19 protein-coding genes and 1 rRNA gene are annotated in these 22,831 nt (G+C 30.6%); 5 read left to right on the forward strand and 15 right to left on the reverse strand.

What is annotated here, in order from left to right; all coding sequences use genetic code 11:
- From JK636_RS12780 to JK636_RS12815, 8 genes are all read right to left on the reverse strand, one after another.
- Nucleotides 1-290 (reverse strand): 16S ribosomal RNA (locus tag JK636_RS12780); the annotation flags it as partial.
- Between the two features lie 631 nt (nucleotides 291-921).
- Nucleotides 922-1,800: a YitT family protein gene (locus JK636_RS12785; RefSeq protein ID WP_202749403.1), complete on the reverse strand. Its 879-nt coding sequence runs from the start codon at nucleotides 1,798-1,800 to the stop codon at nucleotides 922-924.
- 151 nt (nucleotides 1,801-1,951) lie between these two features.
- Nucleotides 1,952-2,731 carry a serine hydrolase gene (locus JK636_RS12790; RefSeq protein WP_202749404.1) on the reverse strand — a complete coding sequence of 260 codons (780 nt, stop codon included), beginning with the start codon at nucleotides 2,729-2,731 and terminating at the stop codon, nucleotides 1,952-1,954.
- Between the two features lie 85 nt (nucleotides 2,732-2,816).
- Complete coding sequence (locus JK636_RS12795; RefSeq protein ID WP_202749405.1) at nucleotides 2,817-3,914, reverse strand: 6-phosphofructokinase; 1,098 nt, start codon at nucleotides 3,912-3,914, stop codon at nucleotides 2,817-2,819.
- 275 nt (nucleotides 3,915-4,189) lie between these two features.
- Nucleotides 4,190-5,032 carry an undecaprenyl-diphosphate phosphatase gene (locus JK636_RS12800; RefSeq protein WP_202749406.1) on the reverse strand — a complete coding sequence of 281 codons (843 nt, stop codon included), beginning with the start codon at nucleotides 5,030-5,032 and terminating at the stop codon, nucleotides 4,190-4,192.
- 120 nt (nucleotides 5,033-5,152) lie between these two features.
- Entirely contained in the window at nucleotides 5,153-5,632 is a 480-nt protein-coding gene (locus tag JK636_RS12805) for an FUSC family protein (RefSeq protein WP_338025777.1), read from the reverse strand.
- A gap of 92 nt (nucleotides 5,633-5,724) precedes the next feature.
- Nucleotides 5,725-7,326: a phosphoenolpyruvate carboxykinase (ATP) gene (gene pckA, locus JK636_RS12810; protein WP_202749407.1), complete on the reverse strand. Its 1,602-nt coding sequence runs from the start codon at nucleotides 7,324-7,326 to the stop codon at nucleotides 5,725-5,727.
- A gap of 173 nt (nucleotides 7,327-7,499) precedes the next feature.
- Nucleotides 7,500-8,480 carry a type I phosphomannose isomerase catalytic subunit gene (locus tag JK636_RS12815; RefSeq protein WP_202749408.1) on the reverse strand — a complete coding sequence of 327 codons (981 nt, stop codon included), beginning with the start codon at nucleotides 8,478-8,480 and terminating at the stop codon, nucleotides 7,500-7,502.
- 201 nt (nucleotides 8,481-8,681) lie between these two features.
- Between JK636_RS12815 and JK636_RS12820 the strand changes: the two genes are divergently transcribed.
- Nucleotides 8,682-9,530, forward strand: a complete 849-nt coding sequence (locus JK636_RS12820) for a YitT family protein (protein ID WP_202749409.1) — start codon at nucleotides 8,682-8,684, stop codon at nucleotides 9,528-9,530.
- Nucleotides 9,531-9,563: 33 nt separating this feature from the next.
- Here JK636_RS12820 and JK636_RS12825 read toward each other — a convergent pair whose 3' ends face one another.
- Complete coding sequence (locus tag JK636_RS12825; protein WP_202749410.1) at nucleotides 9,564-11,423, reverse strand: tetratricopeptide repeat protein; 1,860 nt, start codon at nucleotides 11,421-11,423, stop codon at nucleotides 9,564-9,566.
- A 172-nt stretch (nucleotides 11,424-11,595) separates the two neighbouring features.
- Here JK636_RS12825 and JK636_RS12830 point away from each other — a divergent pair, with 172 nt between their 5' ends.
- Entirely contained in the window at nucleotides 11,596-12,954 is a 1,359-nt protein-coding gene (locus tag JK636_RS12830) for a MurT ligase domain-containing protein (RefSeq protein ID WP_202749411.1), read from the forward strand.
- A gap of 17 nt (nucleotides 12,955-12,971) precedes the next feature.
- A complete protein-coding gene (locus tag JK636_RS12835) occupies nucleotides 12,972-13,703 on the forward strand; it encodes a type 1 glutamine amidotransferase (protein WP_202749412.1) in 732 nt (243 codons plus the stop codon).
- 5 nt (nucleotides 13,704-13,708) lie between these two features.
- Here JK636_RS12835 and JK636_RS12840 read toward each other — a convergent pair whose 3' ends face one another.
- From JK636_RS12840 to JK636_RS12860, 5 genes are all read right to left on the reverse strand, one after another.
- Nucleotides 13,709-14,962, reverse strand: coding sequence for a helix-turn-helix transcriptional regulator (locus JK636_RS12840; RefSeq protein WP_202749413.1), 1,254 nt, complete (start codon nucleotides 14,960-14,962; stop codon nucleotides 13,709-13,711).
- A 25-nt stretch (nucleotides 14,963-14,987) separates the two neighbouring features.
- Nucleotides 14,988-16,295 carry a helix-turn-helix domain-containing protein gene (locus tag JK636_RS12845; protein WP_202749414.1) on the reverse strand — a complete coding sequence of 436 codons (1,308 nt, stop codon included), beginning with the start codon at nucleotides 16,293-16,295 and terminating at the stop codon, nucleotides 14,988-14,990.
- Nucleotides 16,296-16,459: 164 nt separating this feature from the next.
- Nucleotides 16,460-16,630 (reverse strand): YtxH domain-containing protein, encoded by a 171-nt coding sequence (locus tag JK636_RS12850; protein WP_202749415.1) that lies wholly within the window; start codon nucleotides 16,628-16,630, stop codon nucleotides 16,460-16,462.
- Nucleotides 16,631-16,706: 76 nt separating this feature from the next.
- Nucleotides 16,707-17,159 (reverse strand): ribonuclease HI, encoded by a 453-nt coding sequence (rnhA, locus tag JK636_RS12855; protein WP_202749416.1) that lies wholly within the window; start codon nucleotides 17,157-17,159, stop codon nucleotides 16,707-16,709.
- Complete coding sequence (locus JK636_RS12860; RefSeq protein ID WP_202749417.1) at nucleotides 17,134-18,114, reverse strand: YkvA family protein; 981 nt, start codon at nucleotides 18,112-18,114, stop codon at nucleotides 17,134-17,136. The genes rnhA and JK636_RS12860 overlap by 26 nt, the downstream gene beginning before the upstream one ends.
- Nucleotides 18,115-18,336: 222 nt before the next feature.
- On the opposite strand from JK636_RS12860, the gene JK636_RS12865 reads away from it, so the two are divergent.
- Nucleotides 18,337-20,079, forward strand: a complete 1,743-nt coding sequence (locus tag JK636_RS12865; RefSeq protein ID WP_202749418.1) for an ATP-dependent metallopeptidase FtsH/Yme1/Tma family protein — start codon at nucleotides 18,337-18,339, stop codon at nucleotides 20,077-20,079.
- Between the two features lie 22 nt (nucleotides 20,080-20,101).
- Here JK636_RS12865 and JK636_RS12870 read toward each other — a convergent pair whose 3' ends face one another.
- Complete coding sequence (locus JK636_RS12870) at nucleotides 20,102-21,085, reverse strand: rhomboid family intramembrane serine protease (RefSeq protein WP_202749419.1); 984 nt, start codon at nucleotides 21,083-21,085, stop codon at nucleotides 20,102-20,104.
- 732 nt (nucleotides 21,086-21,817) lie between these two features.
- Between JK636_RS12870 and JK636_RS12875 the strand changes: the two genes are divergently transcribed.
- A complete protein-coding gene (locus JK636_RS12875) occupies nucleotides 21,818-22,825 on the forward strand; it encodes a hypothetical protein (protein WP_202749420.1) in 1,008 nt (335 codons plus the stop codon).
- The last annotated feature ends 6 nt before the right edge of the window (nucleotides 22,826-22,831 follow it).

The raw sequence follows: 22,831 nt of genomic DNA on the forward strand, positions 1-22,831 counted from the left end.
CTCTCAGGCCGGCTACGCATCGTCGCCTTGGTGAGCCGTTACCTCACCAACTAGCTAATGCGCCGCGGGTCCATCTTAGTGCGGATTACTCCTTTAATTACAATATCATGCGATATCACAATGTTATGCGGTATTAATCTCCCTTTCGGGAGGCTATCCCCCTCACTAAGGCAGGTTACCCACGTGTTACTCACCCGTCCGCCGCTAGAGACCGAAGTCTCCCGCTCGACTTGCATGTGTTAGGCACGCCGCCAGCGTTCGTCCTGAGCCAGGATCAAACTCTCAATTTAAAAGTTTGAAAACTTAAGCTCATCGCTTACTTATTTTATTGAAGTCGCTTAAACAACTTCAAAAGAATTGCTGGTCATGTTCCTGGATAACTTATGCTCGCTGATTTCCATCAGCTAAGTTATCCGCTAAAGTCCACTTAGGACTTTAACCCTTAATTTCTCTGTTTAATTTTCAAAGACCAATTACTTTGCCGTCATCTGACAGCTTTTATATCTTATCATCTAAACTTTTATCTGTCAACATCTTTTTTAAAAGTAATTTTTACTTACTATTAGATACTGAAGAAGATTGTTTGAGTAATTTGTTGTCGCTTTGTGTCGGCGACAAGGAATATAGTATCACATATAAAAACTCACATAGATATATAATAAGCATATAAATCAAAATAATTCATTATATCTATATATTTCTCTACTTAACTATAATTTTCATATATTGATACACCAGGGAGAGTATTTGCATAACTTAATAAACTTGTTTCACAATCCTGATGAAAAAGTGCAAATTAGTAATAATCAAGCTAAATAATTACAGGACAACAAAATGTTGTAGGCTTATATATTATTTCCTACGAAAAACGCTGCATACTTTAACTAATAGCTTGATATCATTTTACTGCGTTGACCTCTTTTATTCTTCTTCTACTAGCCTATCAAATCCAGCCCCTTTTCCCCAAACAGAAATAACAGGTAAGACATTTATAAATGCATTTTGATCAACTTGAGCTATAAACGCTTTTATAAGCATAGCTTCCCTCGGTGAGCAAATAGTTGATATCTTTAATCTTTGGAGGTTCATATATCCTCCTTTTATTTCAGAACTGCTTACCCCTCTTTTTACATTGTGAAGAATATATTTTGTTATAGCTTCATATTCATCGCTTATAATTTCGATATTAACTTTTTTAGAGCTAAATCCAAATAAAACCATATCAATTACTTTTACAGTTATTACTTGGGAAATAATAGCATATAAAGCTACCTTTTTATCATAAATTATTGCAGAGCTTGCTATTATAGTTCCATCAATGCCTAATAGTATTTCACTTATACTTATAAAAGCAAATACTTTTTGATGCAAAATCTTTGCAACGGTATCAGTTCCTCCAAAGGAAAATCCTCTTTTAAGAACAAGACCCACTCCTATTCCGCCTATTATTCCATAGTATACAGAGCCCAATATCATATCATTACTAATAAAATTGTAATTTAAATTTTCAAGCACAATCAAAATAATTGGAAAGGTTACTGATAGCGTGATTATTTTTAAGGCCTCTTTTTTCCCTACAGCAAGCCATGCTGATAAAAGCACAAATAAAGATAAGGCATAGTATATATAAGTATATTTAATATGAATAAACTTTTCCAATATAATTGAAATACCAGTTATTCCACCTGAAATTAGACCATTAGGCTTTAATATTGATGTAATAGAAAATGCCGTTAATATGCAGCCAATAGTTACTATGATTATATCAATCACAATTTTTTTATAATTCTTATTTCCCATATTGTCACCTCATTTTTAAAATGCTTGTCCGTTAATAGTATAATCGAATTTGTTTTAATTTAATAGATAGCAATCCTTAATTAAATTAAAAAATCGCTAATATTTTTACACTTTCCCAAATAAAAAAACGTACATAAAATGTACGCAAAGCCTATTTCCAATTTCTATCTATAATATCCCACATCATTTTTCCTACTCGAGAAATAGTTACTACACCATATACATTGTTAGGCAAGGATTTAGCCATAACAACAAACACAAAATTACCTTTATCTATATTAATTAGTGCTGAATCATTTTCTATACCTGATAAGCTTCCTGTCTTATTGGCTATATTCTTCCATTCTCTTTCCGGCATGTAGAATGCAAGCTTATCCCTGCTTTGTGTTTTATGAAGAATAGTTATTAAATATTCTCTATTATTTTTAGTTAAATAATTTCCATTATGAAGCTCTTTAAAGCACCGCGCTAAATCTAAGCTGCTTGTTATATTTTCAAGTCCTTTTTCTCTAGCCTTAAAATCCATCATTTTTCTTTTTAAAAAAGTATCCTTTAGTCCTATTTGTTTAATATGATTATTTATTTTGTCTATACCTAAAATATCTATAATCTTATTTGTTGCAGTATTATCGCTTTGTATCAGCATAGCAGTAAGCAGTTCCCTTATAGAGTAATCCTTTTCATCAAATTCATGGATAATACCGCTTCCTTCTACCATTTCCTCTTTTTTAATGAATAATTTACGTTCAAGATCGATAGTATCATTTTCTACTTCTCTAAGAAGTGCCATAGCAATAGGTACTTTAATACAACTTGCAGAAGGCATTATAGCTTTTTCATTAAAAGAATATGAATATCCGCTATCTATATCTTCAAAATAAAAACTATACTCTCCTATTCTTGTATCTATGTATCTTTTTATTTCTTTCATAATTTCCTCCAGGCTTTCATCCCTTTTTTAATTCCCCACATATAACGATATAATAGGCATGCAAAAATCCTGCATGCCTACAATTTTAGTCACCAAATGAAATTCCAATACTTCTTGCTACTTCAACTAATTCACCGCTAGGGTCAACATTTTTAGTTTTTCCAATAACATTTTCAAGACTGTCATAGGATAATTCGTTTCCTTTTAAGCATACCATGTTGCCAAACTTGCCTTCGTTTATCAAATCAACTGCAGCAACTCCGTACTTAGTTGAAAGTACTCTATCATAAGTTGAAGTTATTCCACCTCTTTGAACATGACCAAGAACAGTGCTTCTTATTTCATGATCTTTTATTAACCTCTCTAAGTCCAAAGCAAGCTTGTTAGCAATTCCGCCTAATCTAATAGGATCTGGACTATCTTCAACAATTTTGCTTATAACCACATCACCATCCTTAGATTTAGCACCTTCAGCAACAACTATTATGCTGAATACTTTCCCCTGCTTCTTTCTATCATTGATTTTTTCTACAATTTTATTTATATCATATGGAATTTCTGGAATAAGAATAACATCTGCTGAACCAGCTAAACCTGATTCAAGAGCTATCCATCCAGCATTTCTTCCCATAACTTCTAATATCATTATTCTATGATGTGATTCAGCAGTTGTATGAAGTCTATCAAGCGCTTCTGTTGCAACTCCTACTGCAGTATTAAAGCCAAATGTAACATCAGTTGACGCAAGGTCATTATCTATAGTTTTAGGTACACCTATAACTTTAATACCTTTTCTTGCAAAGTCTCTAGCACTTGTCAAGGTTCCATCTCCACCTATAACAACAAGAACATCAACTCCGGCTTTCTTTAAATTCTCTACAGCTACATCTGAAACATCCTTTTTAACCATTTTCCCGTCTTCCTCTACCAAATAGTCAAATAGGTTGTCTTTATTAGAACTATATAGAATTGTACCTCCTCTATGTAATATACCTGATACGGCGTCAAGATTTAAAGGCATATAATCATTGTTGTATAATCCTCTATAACCAAACTTATATCCAATAACTTCATATCCATATTTTAAAATTGCTGTTCTAGTTGCTGCTCTTAATACTGCGTTTAATCCAGGACAGTCTCCACCGCCTGTAAGTAATGCAATTCTTTTTATGTTTTCTGCCATTCACATATCCCTCCAAATACTTTTTAGTACTATTATACAACGATAAATTCTAATTTTAAACACACTTCTTAACAATTAGCATTTTTTCTAAATATGTCTACTGTATGTTATATATGCTACCAATTAAGTTACTGAAATATCATATAGTGTAACACAATTACTGCATTTATAATAAGCAAGTTTAGACTCATATTTATTATTACCAGCTAACTATAAAAATACTTAATTTTTAATTATAAAATTAAAAAGCCTCTAGGGCTTTTTAAAATTCTATATTATTTAGTTATAGTGATTACTTTAAGAGCAGCCAATACAAGAAGTACAATACCTATTAAAATTCTATAAATAGCAAATACTCTCATTGGTTTTTTCTTTAAGAAATTAATAAACTTTTCAACAACAAGTAATGCAACTAAGAAAGAAACTATAAAACCTAATATTAAAGCAATAAGTTCTATAGAATTCATATGAGGTCTGTCCTTAATAATATCCAAACCGCTGGCCGCAATCATTGTTGGAATTGCAAGGAAAAATGAAAACTCCGCTGCTGCTGGTGTTGAAAGACCGCTTACCCATCCTCCCATTATTGTAGAAGCAGATCTGGACATTCCTGGCCATAGTGATAGGCACTGAAAAACGCCTATTTTTAAGGCTTGTATAGGAGATACGCTTTCTAAATCTCTTGTAGAATGACGACTTTTCCTAAAGGAATTTTCAATAATTATTAATAGTGTACCGCCGACTATCATTGCTACAGCGACTGTCAATGTATTAAATAGGTATTTGTCTATCTTCTTTTTGAACACTAGTCCAATTACAGCTGCTGGTATAAAAGCTATTATCATATTAAGCCACAATTTAAATCCAGGTCTTCCTGGAACAAGTAAATTATTTGGTTTTAAAGACTCTGAAATCTTTTTCCAGTATAAAACTACAATTGCCAGTATTGCTCCTAATTGTATCACTACTTCAAAGAATGTAGCATATTCACCAGTAAAATTAATAAAATGCCCAACTATAATCATATGACCTGTTGAAGAAATTGGCAAAAACTCAGTTATTCCTTCAACTATAGCAATTATAACTGTTTTTAAAAGAAACAATAAATTTGCAGACATCGTCTCACTCTCACTCTCTAATTTATTCTAAACACAAATTTAATTATACTATCTTCCTATAGCCAAATTCAATTATAATATAAATTTTTAATAATTTTTTAATCTAATAATCAACCATTGTCAGTTGTCAGTATTTTCGTAGGATTTTGGAGGAGCTATAAAATAGTTTACTCCTACAGCAACAGTTATACCTATAAAGGTATCCACAAGCCTGTTTACACTATAAAAAAACGGACTGCCTCCCTTTAAATTTATCATAATAGCACAAAATACCACACAAGCTATTGAAGTTGATTGTTCCCAATTAAAAATATTGCATATGTATATTACCGCAACTATTCCAATACCAATGAGAATAATATTTCCAGGCATAATGCTTGAGAGAATAAATCCGATTAAGGCTCCTATAAGAGTTCCAAGCATTCTATTTCTGCCAGCTTTAAAAGATGCTTCAACAGAACTTTGCATGGAAATAATAGATGCTATCACAGTATAAAAAGGATATTCCATGTTTAGAAGTTTCGATATAATCATAGAAATCACCACAGCTATTGCAGTCTTGATATTTCTCATACCTATTTTTTTAATACGTATATTCACTATAACCACCTCAAAATATGTTATGTTTACTAATTATATAAAAAAATAAGGAACTTAACAATAATCCTTTATTTGTCAAGCTCCTTATTTTTTTATAATGTGTCTACTGCAATAGCATATTGCTTTTCTGGCAGATCATTCAATACTGGTCCAGCATTTACTATGTATTCTGGAACATTATTAAATTTTTTAAAGTTTTCATTAAACTTTCTTGCTAGTTCTCTTGCCTTTGTCTCATATTCTTCAACACTTTCCCATGTATTTCTAGGATTTAATATTTCCTTTGGAACATTCGGGCACTCTACTGGTACTAAAAGTTTAAATATAGAATCTTCTTTATAATCTACATTCTTTAATTTTCCTTCAAGTGCTGCCTTAACCATTGCTCTTGTATATGAAAGCTTTATTCTTTCACCTGTTCCATATCCGCCACCGGACCAACCAGTATTTATCAAATAAACCTCTGAACCGCACTTTTCAATTTTTTCACCTAAAAGTTCTGCATAAACTGAAGGATTCATAAGCATGAAAGGCTCTCCAAAGCAAGCTGAAAAAGTTGCTTTAGGTTCAGTTATTCCTCTTTCAGTTCCAGCAAGCTTGCTAGTATAACCAGACATAAAATGATACATTGCAGCTTCCTTTGTAAGCTTGGATATAGGAGGAAGTACTCCAAAAGCATCAGCGGTTAAAAATATAATAGTTTTAGGATGTCCTCCCATACCGCTCTCTTCTATGTTTTCTATATACTGTAGAGGATAAGCAGCTCTGGTATTTTCTGTGAGGCTGTCATCATCATAGTCAGGACTTTTATTTTCATCTAAAACTACATTTTCTAATATAGTACCAAATTTTATGGCATTATATATTTCTTTTTCTTTTTCTTTAGATAGTTTAATAGCCTTAGCGTAACATCCACCTTCAAAATTAAACACACCACTATTGCACCAGCCATGTTCATCATCACCAATAAGCTTTCTTTCCGGATCAGCTGAAAGAGTAGTCTTTCCTGTTCCTGATAATCCAAAAAACACAGCAGTATCTCCATCTTCTCCTATATTTGCAGAACAGTGCATAGGAAAAACCCCCTTATTAGGAAGCAGATAATTCATTAAAGAGAACATAGATTTTTTTATTTCACCTGAATATTGGGTTCCGCCAATTAATATTATCTTTTTATCAAAATTAATTATAATAAAAGCTTCTGAATTTATGCCATCTTCTTTTCCATTTGCTTTAAAGCTTGGTGCTGCAATAACAGTGTAATCAGCATTAAAAGTTTTCAGTTCTTCTTTGTTTGGTCTTATGAATAATTGATTTGCAAAAAGTGCCTGGGATGCAAATTCGCTTATTACTCTAACTGAGATTCTGTAATCTTTTAGAGCACCTACAAAACCATCAAACAAATATAATTTATTACTATTTAAATGGGTTAAAACCTTATTATATAACTTATCAAAAACTTCTTCCTCTATAGGAATATTTACTTCGCCCCAGTTTATTTTATCTTCTACAGATTTTTGTCTTACTATAAACCTATCTTTTGGCGATCTTCCTGTATATTTTCCAGTGTGCACAACAAGCGCTCCTGTTTCTGACAGTTTTCCTTCATTATTTTTCAATGCGTGTTCAACTAAATCTGACACTGAAATATTTCTGTAAATACTGTTGCTAGTAATACCTATATTATTTAACATTCCCCGAATCCCTCCTTAGAGTTTATAATATTATTATTGCATGAAATTATTATTTTTGCAAGAAATTATTTATATTTTTGACTATTTGGTGAATTATGAGAGTAATCAATTCATTTTTCAGACTAATTATTAATTTCAAAAATAAATGAGAGGAAGTCTCCTCTCATTTTTGATTAGTGTGTTATAACATTATCTATTATTTCTTGTTTAGTTCTCTCTAAATCTGGAACATAGCTTTTAAGAAGCTTCATGTTTCCCTTGACTTCATACTCTCCTAAAGAAGCCGGAATTAAGATGCTATCGCCTTTCTTAATAATTTCTTTTCCACTTGGATAAAATATTTCTCCCTCACCATCTACAGCGGTAAATATATAGAACCTTTCACTGTCACTCTTTTCCTTAAAACTGCATTCAACTTCATACAGCTCTAATGAGAAATGCTCGCAAAGGCAGTAATAAGTTTTACTAAAGCCTTTTTGCTCTAATTTAAGTCCAATGCTTTTTTCACCTTTTAGATTTAAATTCACAACATCTAAAGCTTTATCAACATGCAGTTCTCTGCCTCTATTATAATCATATACTCTATAAGTAGTGTCACTGTTTTGCTGAATTTCTGCTATAATAACTCCTTCACCTATAGCATGAACAAGACCACTCTTTACAAAGTAAACTTCTCCTTTTTTCACTGGGATTTTATTCATAAACTCATCGAATTCTCCAGTTTCAATCGCTTTTTTAAATTGTTCTTTTGTGCAGTTTTTAGTTCCAACTACAAGGTTTGCACCTTCAAAGGCTTCTACTACATACCAAACTTCTGTTTTCCCCATTTCACCCTCTACTTTTTGAGAGTATTCATCTTCAGGATGAACCTGTACTGAGAGTTTGTCCTTTGCGTTTATCAGCTTAACAAGAAGAGGAAACCAATCCTTTGAAATTTTACTTCCAACAATATCATTACCCTTAAGTTTTATAAGTTCATCAAGCCTCATACCTTTGAATTCTCCATTACAAACAACACTTGTTCCATGTGGATGACATGCAACATCCCAGCTTTCTCCTATATTACCTTTTGGAAGATTACTTCTAAAAAGCTCTAAATCTCTTCCACCCCAGATTTTATCATAATATAAATTTTCAAATTTTAATGGATACACTATTATACCTCCGATGCTTTATCTTTTTATTTTATTTATAATACCTATTTTATTTTATGGAAAAACTATATTCAATAAAATTTTATATTATTTTAATTGTTTGGCTAGTATTTTTGTGCTAGTATATTATTGCTTGAAACTAATCCGTCAAACGTTTTATTATCTGAATTATATCTTTCATTATTAGGAGGAACCTTTATCATGAAAACTTTTATTAAAGAATATGCACTTATAACCTTAGGCAGCGTTATACTTTCTTTAGCTATTTCAGCTTTTTTACTACCTTCACAAATAGGTATAGGAGGCGTTACAGGAATAGCCATGGTCATCAATCATGTATTTGGCCTTAAAGTAGGACTTCTTACTATTATTATGAATGTACCTTTATTCTTATTCGGGTATAAGCTGGTTGGAAGCAAGTTTACTATAAGAAGCGCATTTGTGGTTGTACTTTCTTCTTTACTTATAGATTATTTTAGTGCAGCCTTCAAATTTAAACCTATTGAAGACCTGCTTCTTTCTGCAATATTTTGCGGAGTGCTTTTAGGAATATCGGTATACCTTATATTTTTATCACAAGCCTCCTCCGGTGGATTAGATATACTTGCAAAAATAATTAATAACAAATTTAAAAACCTTCAGCTTTCAAATATATTATTAATTCAGGATTTTATGGTTTATGCACTAATAGCTTATGTATTTGGCCCTCGCTCTGTAATGTATGCTCTAATTGCAAGCTTTATAAGAACCAAAACTCTCGACGCTATACAGGAAGGTCTTGCTTCCTCAAGGCAATGTATTATTATCTGTGAAGATTCAAGTGAAATAATTTCAACGATTAATACTAAACTTGTCCGTGGCGTTACAGTTCTTGATGCTGTGGGCGGCTATTCTAACGACAAGAAAAAATTTATATATGTTGTTATTCAAAGGAATCAGTTAACTGCCTTAAAATCTATTGTAAAGAGCATTGAGCCAAGTGCATTTATAGCTGTATCACCTGTAAATGATATTTTAGGAAACTACAAACAATCCTTGACAATTCAATAAAATTTAAAAGCAGCACATCTTGTGCTGCTTTATTTAATAAAATAAAACAAAATCAGGCATCTTTAAAGTCTCGTTTCCTGTACCGCTATTATATTTATCTAGCAAATCCTTAGCTTTCTTATAATTGCTTCTTATCGTGTCGGCTGTATATTTATCAGTTAAATCATTGATGCCTTCTTGAGCCTTTCTCAAATTATATTCACCTTTCTCTAAATTAGTATCTTGGCTTATATAATAACATCCTGCATTATTTAAAGTCATTATATCATCTTGATCAGCTGCATAAGCATACCTTATTTCTTTAATTGCATCTTCTGTTTTCTTATTTTGTAAATAAACTGTACCTAAAGTTCTATGATATTTCGCCGTACTGTCCGAAAGCTTAATACATTGCTTAAGCAGGTTTACAGCTTCGTCATACTTCTTATTGGATAAATTTATTAAAGCCATATTATATTTTATTTCAGGTTCGTCTGGTTTTACAAACTCTGCGATTTTAAAATTTTCCATAGCTTTATCAATATTTTTTGTAGTATACCAATAATAGTTTGCAACTGTAAGCGTTATATTATAGTTATAAGGTTCCATAGACAATGCAGTTCTGAAATAGGGCTCTGCTTCTATTGTTTTCCCCTGAGCTTTTAAAATTTCAGGCATTAAAAACCCATAATTATCTGGATAATTCTTATTTTTAATTATAGACTCTCTGCAATATTTTTCAGCATTTGTGAAATTCATTTTATTTAAATAATACCATCCTGCAGTGTGAAGAACCCTGTAATCATCCTTATTTTCATCTATAACCTTTTTTATAAGCTCATCAGCCTTATCATTTTTCTTTAGATTTTGAAGTGCTGCTGCTTCAATTAGCTTAATTTCTATTTTACCCAAATTATACTGTTTTAAAGAATCAACTAGACTCACTGCTTGATCTGCGGTTGCATCACTTAAAGAATATATCTTTGCAAGCCACATTTTATACGCTAAATCGTTAGGATTTTTTTCAGCCATGGTACTTATGCTTTCTAATAGAGAATCTTTATTATAAACTGACATCTGGGCTAATATATCATATACTTTGTACTCATCCTTATCTATATCCCAGGCAGCTCTTAATTCCTTATAACCTTGCTCCCATTGCCCGTCAATCATAAGCATTCTTGAATACTCAGCAGTATCATAAGCTGACTTTGTATCTACAGGGTAGCCTGATACTATTTCTTTAGCTTTGTCCATTAAGTTATTAGACATATAGACAGTAAACATTGTTTTAATTAAGCTCTTATCTTTAGGAAATTGCTTTAAAGCTTCTTCGCCATAACTAAGAGCTGTTTTATAATCTTTATTCATAAACTCTGTAAAAATAACAGAGTTTAGAACTTGAGAATTTTTACTTCCAAGCTCTTTAGCCTTTTGTATATATTCATTTGATTTTTGTATATCGCCTTTCACAGAATATATTTCCGCAATTTTAGCATCCCATAAACCTTCTTTTGCATCCTTCTCCATAAGCTTGCCGTATTCAACTATAGCTTTATCATACTGACCATTGTAATAGTATTCTTCAGCTTGATTAGCAGCAATTGCATATTTTTTGCTCAAATCTTCTGCTATAGCTTTCTTATGATTGTTATTAACTGAAATGCCAAAGGAAACAACTATAATAATTCCTAAAGCTAAAAAAGCAGTATAGGCTTTAGCATTTTCTTTATATTTTATTTTAAATCTTTCAAACTTATTTTTTATATTATCTTTATCTAAATATTTTTTAATTTGTTCTACTAACCTTGTCATATTCTCTTTATTTAATTTGTTTATAATTTTCTTATGTATATCAAATTTAGGTAGCTTGTCCTTACTAAAAGCGTCCTTAAATTTTTTAATATCAATCATTACTCCACCTCATTTGCTTTTTTCCTACACTTATAAATATTCTAACAAATTAATTAAAAAAATGCCACTAAAACAGCTTAGAAAATTATGTATTTACAATTTGTCTTATATATATGCATGTGTTAAAATATGAGTTATAATATTTTAGTGCTAAAAATACTCACACAAGGCGGTGTTTAAAATTAATATAAAAACTTTTATAGGCATAATTACTTCAAAAATTATTATTAAACTCTCTAAACTTCTATTTAAAGGCGGCAGTAATTTCCCTGGAAAAGTTGCTTTGAAAATTGATAAAGATATATTAAGTACTGTTGCTAAAGATTATGAGGTTATTTTAGTAACTGGTACTAATGGTAAAACTACTACCACAAGTATGATTTATAGTATGGTAAAAGGAGTTTCAGGTAATTCAATAACTAACAGTACTGGCGCAAATATGCTTCCTGGAATAACAGCATGTTTTATCGAAAATTTCAGCTTTAGGTCCTCCGTTGACAAGAAATATGCTGTTATAGAAGTAGATGAGGCAAATGTTCCTCTGGTAACAGAATACATAAAGCCAAAGGTAATAACTGTCACAAACTTATTTAGAGACCAACTTGACAGATATGGGGAGGTCTATACTACCTTAAAGAAAATATTAGATGGTATAAGTAAATCTCCTGATTCTACCCTAGTCTTAAATGGAGATGAATCTTTATTAGGTGATTTAGATGTAAAAAATGAAGTACAATATTATGGATTTGATTATGAAGTAAGTTCAAACAAGCAAATAGATATTAATGCGGATGCAAAGTTCTGTAAAAAGTGTAAAAGTCCTTATAGCTACAATTATATTACATACAATCATTTAGGAAGCTTCTACTGCAGTGAGTGCGGATATAAAAGACCAGAACTTGCCTATACTGTAGATAATATAGTCGAACAAACATCTAGTGGTTCGCTGGTATATTTTAATGGAAATGAATATTATATCAATCAGCCTGGAACTTATAATATATATAATGCACTCTGTGCTTACTCTGTTGCTAAATTTTTAGGACTAGAAAATTCAACTATATTTAATGCTTTAAAGAGTACATCTTCAAGCTTTGGAAGACAGGAAACTTTAAATATAGATAACAAGCAAGTTAAAATAATTCTAGTTAAAAATCCTGCAGGCTTTGATGAAGCTATTAACACTTTAACTTTTGATACAAAAGCAATAAGTGCAGCTTTTATTTTAAATGATAATTATGCTGATGGACGAGATGTGTCATGGATATGGGACGTGAATTTTGAAAAACTTTCTTCAATAGATATGAGTAAAATAATAATTTCTGGTATTAGGATTTATGATATGGCTGTAAGACTTAAAGCTGCAGGCTTAAATCAGGAAAGATTTGTTTTATGTGAAAGCTACGAAAACTTACTAAATGAAATTAAAAACTGTGAAACTGACTTTATATACATTCTTGCAACTTATACTTCTATGATTAACTTTAGAAAATTCTTACACAGCAAAGGATATATTAAAAAACTTTGGTGAAATCGAGGTGAAAAGCTATGGAATTAAATATATGTCATCTATACCCAGATCTTTTAAATGTATATGGTGATTTAGGAAATATTCGTATTTTAAAATATAGAGCTGAAAACAGAGATATAAAAGTTAATGTTTTTAACGTTTCTATGGGAGATACTTTTAAAGGGGAACTCTATGATATAGTGTTTTTTGGAGGCGGCCAGGATTATGAGCAGTCTATTGTTTCAAGTGATTTAAAGGAAACTAAGAAATATGCTATTGCTGAATATATTGAAAACTCAAAGGTTTTCTTAAGCATATGCGGTGGTTATCAACTCCTTGGAAAATATTATACAACTCCAGGCGGCGAGAGACTTGATGGACTTGGCATATTAGATGTTTGTACTGATGGAGGAGAAAAGAGATTTATAGGCAATACTGTAATATATAATGAAACCTTTAATGAAACTTATGTTGGTTTTGAAAATCATTCTGGAAGAACATATATAGGTAATCATACTCCTTTAGGCAAGGTTATAGCAGGCTATGGAAATAATGGAGAGGATGGATATGAGGGCTGCATTTATAAAAACACCTACTGCACTTATTTCCATGGTTCATTATTATCTAAAAACCCTGAGCTTGCTGATAGATTAATAAAAACAGCTCTGGAGCTTAAATACGGAGAGGCAGAGTTAGCTCCTCTTGATGACAGCTATGAAACAAAAGCTAAAAACTTTATTATAGAAAGAGAAAAGAAGATGAAGTCTTAACAAGGCTACATCTTCTTTTCCATTATTATAGCTAAATTAAAATATTTTAATGCTTCACTTACCTGAGATAAATTTGAATACATATATCCCATTTCCATATACCTTTTATATATCTGTTTTTTAGCTCCAAATTTTAAAAGAGCATCCAGCGATAAATTCATATACATTTCTGCTGAAAGAAGATTATCTTGTTTCTGAAGTATACGTGATTTTAAATAATAGCTTTCTTCTATAAACTCAATATTATCAAGGCTTATAGAATTGTCTAAAGCTTCATCGCAAATTTCCTGAGCGTATTCTAGTATATTATTATCTATAAGCTCATCTATAACAAGCAGCATAAACTTAACTAGCTTTTCCTTATTATCCTTAGGGTAAAGCGTAAGTGCATTTTTAATATATTTCATAGCTTTTTCATTAAGACTTACATCAAACATTGTTGCTGCATAGTTATAAATAGCTTTTGATTTTGCTTCTCTATTAAAACCATAGAGCTCATAGGATTTAGATTCATATTCCTCGAATTTTCCCTTATCCATAATCAAAGACAGCATAGCAAGCATATGGTACACTTCAGCCTTCCCTAAGTCTTTATCCATATATTCAACTAATTCTTCAAGTCTTACAGCAATTTCATATGCTCTTTCGTAGTTTCTAAGCATAATATAGCAAGCTGCTTCGTTATATGTAGCCTTGGCAAGGATAGTAAGCTTATTTTTTTCCTTTGAGGATTTTCTCACATTATTATAATAGTTGGCAGCCTGGGAAAAATCTTTATTGCTAAACAAAAATCTAGCTATATCCATATAGTAAGTAAGGTAATTTTCATCGTCATAACATTTTTGATAATACTCGTAATACTTAGATGTCAAGCACTGTACCTTTTCAAGTTCATCTCTATCAATATGATAATTAAAAATTAAGTGTATAAGTTTAAAGCAAAGATCATAATATTCATATTTTTCGGCAAACCCTAAACTATATAAAACTTCCTGCTCATAATTATCTAAAGACTTATTACCTTCTAAAAAAGATATATTTTGTATTATCTGTTCTCTTATATTCTGCATCAAATATTCTTTATCTAAATTTAATGATTCTGAAATATGTTCTATAATCCATTCTTCAGCCTCAGCTTTATCATTTTCAATACAGCTCATTTTAGAAATGGATATTTTATCTCCGCATATATCCTTTAAAGTATATCCTTTATATATTCTTGCTCTTTTTATTTTTCCGCCAGTTGACAGTATTTCCACCTGTTTCCCCCCAAACTAATACCTATCATTCAAAGTCTTTAAATGTACCTATAGACTTGAATACCTGTATCCCTCTTGATAAAAACTCAGCCGCCTCTTTGCTTTTTCCATTGTCAACATAAAACTTTCCAAGCATTATAGAAATTTCAGCCTGATCTTTATTATAACCCATTAAACTTGCATATGATAATGCCTCATTCAAAGTACTTTCTGCATTATAACCATCGCCTTGTAAGCATAAAACTCTATATTTTAATATATAATATTCAACAAGAAGCTTGTCCTTGCAGTTTCCTATATGCTCATATATTTCATTCAGAACCTTATTTGAGTTTTCAAGATCCTTTAACTTGATATAAATATCACACACACTTAATAAGGTTTCTACTAATTTTACCTTATCAATTTCTTCTCTTATTTTTTTTGATTTATTTAAATGTTCAAAAGCCTCATCATAATTTTCGAACTCAAAAAATAGTCTTCCTAGATTATTTTCAATCTCTGCCAAGTAATCTAAATTATGAACTGCTTTAAACTCATCCATGCTTTTTTTAGAGTACTGTATTGCATTGTTTATATCTCCTCTGCTGCTGTAGTCAAGAGATAATTTCAATAAAGTCTTTGCATATTCTTTTTTGTTATCCAGTTCCTTAAACTTTTGCTTTGCCAAATTAGAATATTCAATTGCCTGATTATTGTTTTCCAGCTTATGATAGGTATAAGCTATATAATAATATATTTCTCCGAGCAAAAAATCATTTCCTATATCGTTGTCTTTAAATACCTTTTCCGCCTGTTTAAAATAGCTGTGAGAAGAATTATATGCTTTCATATGAAGAGTTATTATACCAAGCTTGAGAAATGTATTTATTATATCCTCACTGCAGTTTAACTTAATAAATAAAATGTTGGCAGCCAAAAAAAACTGCTGACATTTTGAAGTTTTTCCTTGCTTCATGTAAATAACTCCGCGTAAAAATAAGTTTTTTGCTTTTCTATATTCCAACTTGTATTTTTCAGCGTAATTAATTGCACTTTCCACATATTTTTCTGCTAAAGAAAAATCTTCACTTAAAATAAATGCTGCAATAATATTTTCAAAATAAGTACATATTTTTTCAGCTTGTGCTTCCTCAGATTCCATTAAATATTCTATAGAAGTATTTAAAGCACCTGCCAAGTACTCTAAAAGATCCATGCTCGGGTTTGATTTTCCTGATTCAACAAGACTTATTTGACCAGGTGTAATCCTATCTCCTGCCAAGTCCTTCAGTGTCATATTTAATTCTTTTCGACGTCTTTTTATTTTTTCCCCCAGAGCTAAAATTTCCATATACACTCATCCTTCGTAAACTTAAATAATACATATATAGATAAAAATGCAATATATTAATATTATTATATCATATTTTTGAATTTTAGACTAAGTTTTTATTTAATTTTCAAAATATACTTAAAAAGCTCGAGAATCGATAATTCTCGAGCTTTAATAAAAATTTATCTCATTTTTCGCATAATATCATCATGAATATCTCCCATTATGCCCATCATCATATCACCGGATCTTCTTAATCTCTTTCTTGAACTTTTGTTAAGCTGAGGAACTATTAACATTCCTGCAGCCGCTCCAATCATTGCTCCTGTAGTAACGCCTTTTAAAAATCCCATACTCAAATGCACTCCTTTCATTATAGTATATCATTAGAGTATGCAATTTTAAATTTATTAAACCTTGAAATTACTTCTATAGTTTCTTTAGCTCATCCATTGCATCATTTGCAAGCTCATCGCATCTATTGTTATATTCATTATCCGAATGGCCTTTAACCTTAATAAACTGAACCTTATGATATTTTAAAAGCTCTATTAATTTCTCCCAGAGTTCTTTATTTTTCACTGGTTCCTTGGTCGAACTTTTCCATCCATTTCTTTGCCAGTTATCTATCCACTTTTGATTTATTGCATTAATTACATAAGCAGAATCACTGTGAAGCTTAACCTCACATGGCTCTTTAAGCATGGATAAGGCTTGTATCACAGCAGAAAGCTCCATAATATTATTAGTTGTATTTCTAAAAGCCTGCTTAACCTCTTTCTTGGTTCCATTATACATAAATACAATTCCAAAAGCTCCTATTGTATTTTCCTTTCCATTTCCTCTGCAAGCTCCATCAGTGTATATCGTGACGCTTTTCATCATCCTTCTCCTCTTTAAAACCTTTTACCCTCAATTTTTTAACATAATCTAAGAGTTTACCAACATTTTGGCTGCCAACCATTTTTGAAATAAAGGCTACACCATCTTTTATAACTTTTATTATATCATCTTTTCCTGTCCAATTTGATAATATAACTTCCTCTGGTACTTCATTTATAATTTTATTCATTGCAAAAAATACAATAGCAACATCATCTATCTTACCTACGAGAGGTATAAAATCAGGTATTATATCTATTGGAGATGCTATATATGCAATTAAACCTCCAACCATCATCTTAGTTTTAATGTCTACTCTTTTATCCTTAAATAATCTCCAAAGAAGTGCTCCAATATCCGGAACAAGCATAGCATATTCTACTATATCCTTATACTTTTCAGGAACTCTATTTTCAATATTTTCCCTAGCCTTAGTATAACCATCTTCTAAAGTATTTTGTGTTTTATCCTTATTTTTGTCCTTTTTTTTAAATTCAGAAACCTCTTTATCTGGTGCATATATTATATCTTCTGCTTCTACCTCTATAGCATCCTCCATCAAATTAATAGCTTTAAGCTTAAAATAAACAAACGGTACAAGCTTAGCTATTATATTTAAATCCACAATCAAGTTATCCTTATCAACTGTAATACCATTTTCCGAAAAATCCTTCAAAGCAGTCTTTAGCGCAAAATTCTTGACAGAACTCATTATTCCAAGCTTTGCTACTTTGAATTCAAATATTTTAATGTTAACAATATTATCCCTTATGCTTCCAATCCCTGCTGTTGCTTGAAAAGGAATTTCAACACCTTTTTTATAGCTTCCCTTTACAACAATTAAATCATTTATTTGTATTTCCTTTATATTTAAACCCTCTACTTTTACGTACTCTTCGATTGCTTCTAAAATATCTTTAGATGTTACTTTTGCTTTAATACTAGTAAGCTTCATAGCACTTCCCCCTATTCCTAAGCTTTAAATCCAATAATTAAAGTATATATTAAAAAACAATTTATGCAACATCCATTTTATTCTTTAACATAATTTACTTTAGCAAATTTTATGATTTTCATTAGACTTTAAATTTTAAGTCTATATAATATTATCTTATAAGGCACATATATGTAAAAAACTAAAACATATAAAATTAACGATTTATCTAAGGAGGATATTATGAATAAGAATAAGAAAAAGTATTTGTATATTCCAATGGCAATAGCGCTTTTATCTATAGTATTGCTCCTAATATTTAATATAGATAGTCCCTCTAAGTCTGATAAGCTCTATGTGGACTTTATGAAGGATATAGCTGCTAAAAAAGTTTCTACAGTATATGTTACAAGTTCACCTAAAATAAAGGTAAAACTAACTGATGGAAATACTTATGAAACAGATAATCCTAGAACAAATAATTTTAAGGAAGAGTTATTAAAACAAGGAATTAATGTTTCTGAGAATTCGCCATTTTCACCTAAACAGGCTATACCTACTTTTCTTTTAAGTGCTTCATTAGTATTTATGGCTGTAATGACAGTTAAATCATCAAGTCTAAGCTCAAAAAAGCTGAAGGGAGTGGATGCTCTTGATGTTTCCGCTGTTTCAAATGCTGCCTACACTTTTAACTCTGTTGCAGGTAATGAAGAAGCCAAGGAAAGTGTAAAAGATATAGTAGATTTCCTTAAAAATCCAGAAAAGTACAATGCTTATGGTGCAAGAATGCCAAAAGGTATTATGCTTTACGGAGAGCCCGGTACAGGTAAAACTCTTTTAGCTAAAGCAGTTGCCGGTGAAGCGGGTGTTCCTTTTTACGCTATGTCTGGTTCTGACTTCGTCCAAGTATATGTAGGGGTAGGAGCCAGCAGAATAAGACAGCTTTTTAAGAAAGCAAGGAGCCATGGAAAGGCTGTAATATTTATAGATGAAATAGATGCCATAGGTAAAAAAAGAGATGGTGGAAAAACAGGAGGCGGTTCTGAAGAAAAGGATCAAACTCTTAATGCTCTTTTAACTGAAATGTCAGGTTTTAACGAAAAAGAGGGTATTGTTATAATAGCTGCAACGAACAGACTAGATACACTTGATCCCGCACTTTTAAGACCTGGCAGGTTTGACAGACATATAGAAATAAATCTTCCTGATATAGCTGCCAGAGAAAAAATATTAGAGCTGCACTTAAAAAATAAGCCAACTCAAGATATAAATATTCATGAGTGGGCTCAAAAAACTTCCTACTTCTCAGGTGCTAAGATTGAAAGCTTAGTTAATGAAGCTGCTATTCTTGCAGCAAAAGATGAGGACAAGTTTATAACCAATCTTCATATAGATAAAGCTTATTCAATCGTATTAGCTGGTTATGAGAAGATAAACAGAGATCATATTAAGGATAAAGATAAGAAGATTACTGCTTATCATGAAGCAGGACATGCATTGCTTACTTTAAAAGTGCTTCCTGATGATAAACTTTCAAAAGTAACTATTATACCGACAAGCAAAGGTGCCGGCGGATATACCTTAAGTATACCTGAAGATAAACTTTACCAAAATAAGGATTATTTAAAGAGAAGAATTATGGTGCTCCTTGCTGGAAGAGCAGCTGAGGATATAATATTTGGGAGCGATTTTATTACTACGGGTGCTTACAATGATTTTCAGCAGACAACAAGAATGGTTTCAAGCATGATTACTCAGTATGGCATGGGAGAAACTTTAGGTCTTCTAAATTTTGAAGAACTTTCTCATTTAAACTATGCTAATACTGATAATATAGTTAAGGAATGCAAAACGACTATTGACAACCTATATGAAGAAGTAAAACAAATTATTACAAAAGACAGAGAACTTCTTGAAAAAATTACAGAAAAATTAATAGAAAAAGAAACTCTTCTTGATACTGATATAGAAGAAATTGCTTCCTAAATCTAAAAAGATGAGGCTCACCCTAAGCCTCATCTTTTTTATTTATACTGTCTAAAATTAAAGTTATCAATATACCTCCAACCAGTCCACCTAAGTGTGCAAAATTATCAATATTTGACATTGTAAAACCTATAATGAGATTAATAATAATTACCGAGGCAATATTTCTTAAAAAATCTCTCCCAATATTTTTTCTTGCCTTTACAGCAAAAACTAACGTAGTTCCAAGAAGTCCGAAGATAGCCCCTGAAGCACCAACTGAAACACTGTCAGAAAATATATAACTGAATAAGGAGGATAAAATGCCGCTTGCAAAATATATAATAATATACTTAGCTCTTCCATAAAGTCTTTCAACCAAAGGTCCAATAGAATATAAAGCATACATATTCAAAGCAATATGCAATAAACCTCCGTGAAGGAACATGCAGGATATAAGCCTGTAATACTGACCTTCAGCTATAAGTTCATTATATTTTGCTCCTAATTTTATAAGTACATCCTGGTGACTATAAAAAATACTTCCTGATAAAAATGACGTTACTATATAGGCCGCTACATTTAATGCAATAATACTATAGGTTACCCAGCTTTTGAAGGTATCTCTTTCAGTTTCCTTATTAACATACCTTGAATTTCTGCTTAAATTTAAGAGTTCCTGTAAGGTTTGCTCCGAATTAGCACCATAATATAAAATATTATTATCAGTATAATTAAGCACTATAGTATCATTATCGTATGTCTGCAGCTGTGTACCGTCTGATACTAATATTTTATTCAGTTCAATATGACTTACATTCAGTACATCCTTCAAATACTCTACCAGATTGGCACAATCAATGCAGCCCTCATTGATAAAAACAATTACTTTTTTACTGTCAATTTCAATGTTTCTTACCAATGCCCAGTTAGACATCAAATTATAGTCATCACTAATTTCGATAATTCCATAATTAAAAACTTTGTTCATACCTTCTACAATATTTCTAATTAAATCATCTTTCATATCGTTCTCCTTACTATTGCATATATAATGCAATAAAGTTCTTTTTATTTACTTTTCTATTTGATATAATAAAAAAAACTAAATAATTAGGGTGGTTTCATGAATAATACTTCTGTAAATAAGCATACAAGAATTTTATACTATTTCCTTTCTATTTTTATTGTACTTTTTTCTATATTTAAACTTAGTACAAGTCCTATTACCTTATATATTGAAGATTATATCTTCTTAATAATTTTAATGCTTTCTTTCATTCTAGTAAATAAATATTCTCTTAAATTTAAAGTTACAAATATAAATTTTAGCGACTTTATAATTATAATATGTTATATAAAATTCAGCTTATATATAACGGCATTAATGATATTTATATGCTATTTTATTTCCTTTGCTATTGAATATAATTGCTCTAAAAATTTAAATCTGCTTACTGAAAACACACATGTATTTAACAGAAGCTTAGTAATACTATCAGTTTTCATATCTCATATACTGATAAATAAAATAGACAACATATACTACTTAAGAAACTACGAACAGGCATCTGTAATATTATTCAGCGTGTTTATACTTATATGTAATTATATTTTATATTGCCTAAACTTATCCTTTGAATACAAAACATTAATATTAGTAACTTTAGAAAATGGTCTTTATTACATATTATTAAACTTTATTACATGTACGATTTTAGCTTGTTTTTCAATTTATTTATATAATTCATATGGCTATATGCCTATAGTTTTTATGACTGCTTTTATTATTTTTATTAGTTTTTCTTTAAACTCCTTAGATAAATTAAAAATTTCTAATAAAAATCTAAAGAACATTACAGAAAACACAAACTTTTTAATATCTAGAGCAGATTTTAAAATTAAACTTCAGCACACAATACAAACCATTGAAACTATGATTCCTTTTGTATTCTGCGGTATTTATATTCCTCGTGAAAATTATACTTCAATCTATCCTTTAACCTATAAATGCAATACATTAGTCAGCATGGAGGATTTAAAGTTTGCTACATCATCAGATAATCATACCTATAATCAATTAATGAGTGGAATCACATTATATAAAGAAAGCAGTTATTTTAAAAAATCTATAAACTTAGTCGATACACTTTCAAAAGAAATCAAGTATACTGCCTCTATTCCTATAAAGGACTGCGACCGTACTATTGGTTTTTTTCTCTTATGCAATGATAGATATCTTAATTTAGATGAGGAAATAGAACTGATAAATATATTAGGCCAACATATGGGAATGGTTAATTTTCATATTAATACAAATATAAAAAATAATTTAACATCATATAAAACCTATGATGGGCTTATAAAATGTATAGACTATAATATCAAATACAAGATTTTCTTTACTTTGGCAATTATTGAGCTGACTAATTATACTGAAATAATTGAAAGATATAATTTGGATTTTTATGAAGCTTTTAAAAGTGAATTAAGCAGAATTATATCTAAACTGTTATCTCCTAGAGATAATTTACTATGTTTTGAAAAAGAAGATATTTATATTGTATTTAATCTTTTGGATATTAAAAATTCTTCAAATAAATTAGATGAAATATCAGCATTCTTAAGCAATTTTAAATATAAAGATATACCTTTAAATATAAAATTCTCTTATGCATGCTCCGAATATCCTGTAGAAGGTATAAATGCAGATGAAATACTAGATAACACCTATAGAAAACTTCACTTAAATAAAAGCGTCTCGTAACGAGAC

This window comes from Clostridium rhizosphaerae, from assembly GCF_016765585.1.
Classification (GTDB): Bacteria; Bacillota; Clostridia; order Clostridiales; family Clostridiaceae; genus Clostridium_AT; species Clostridium_AT rhizosphaerae.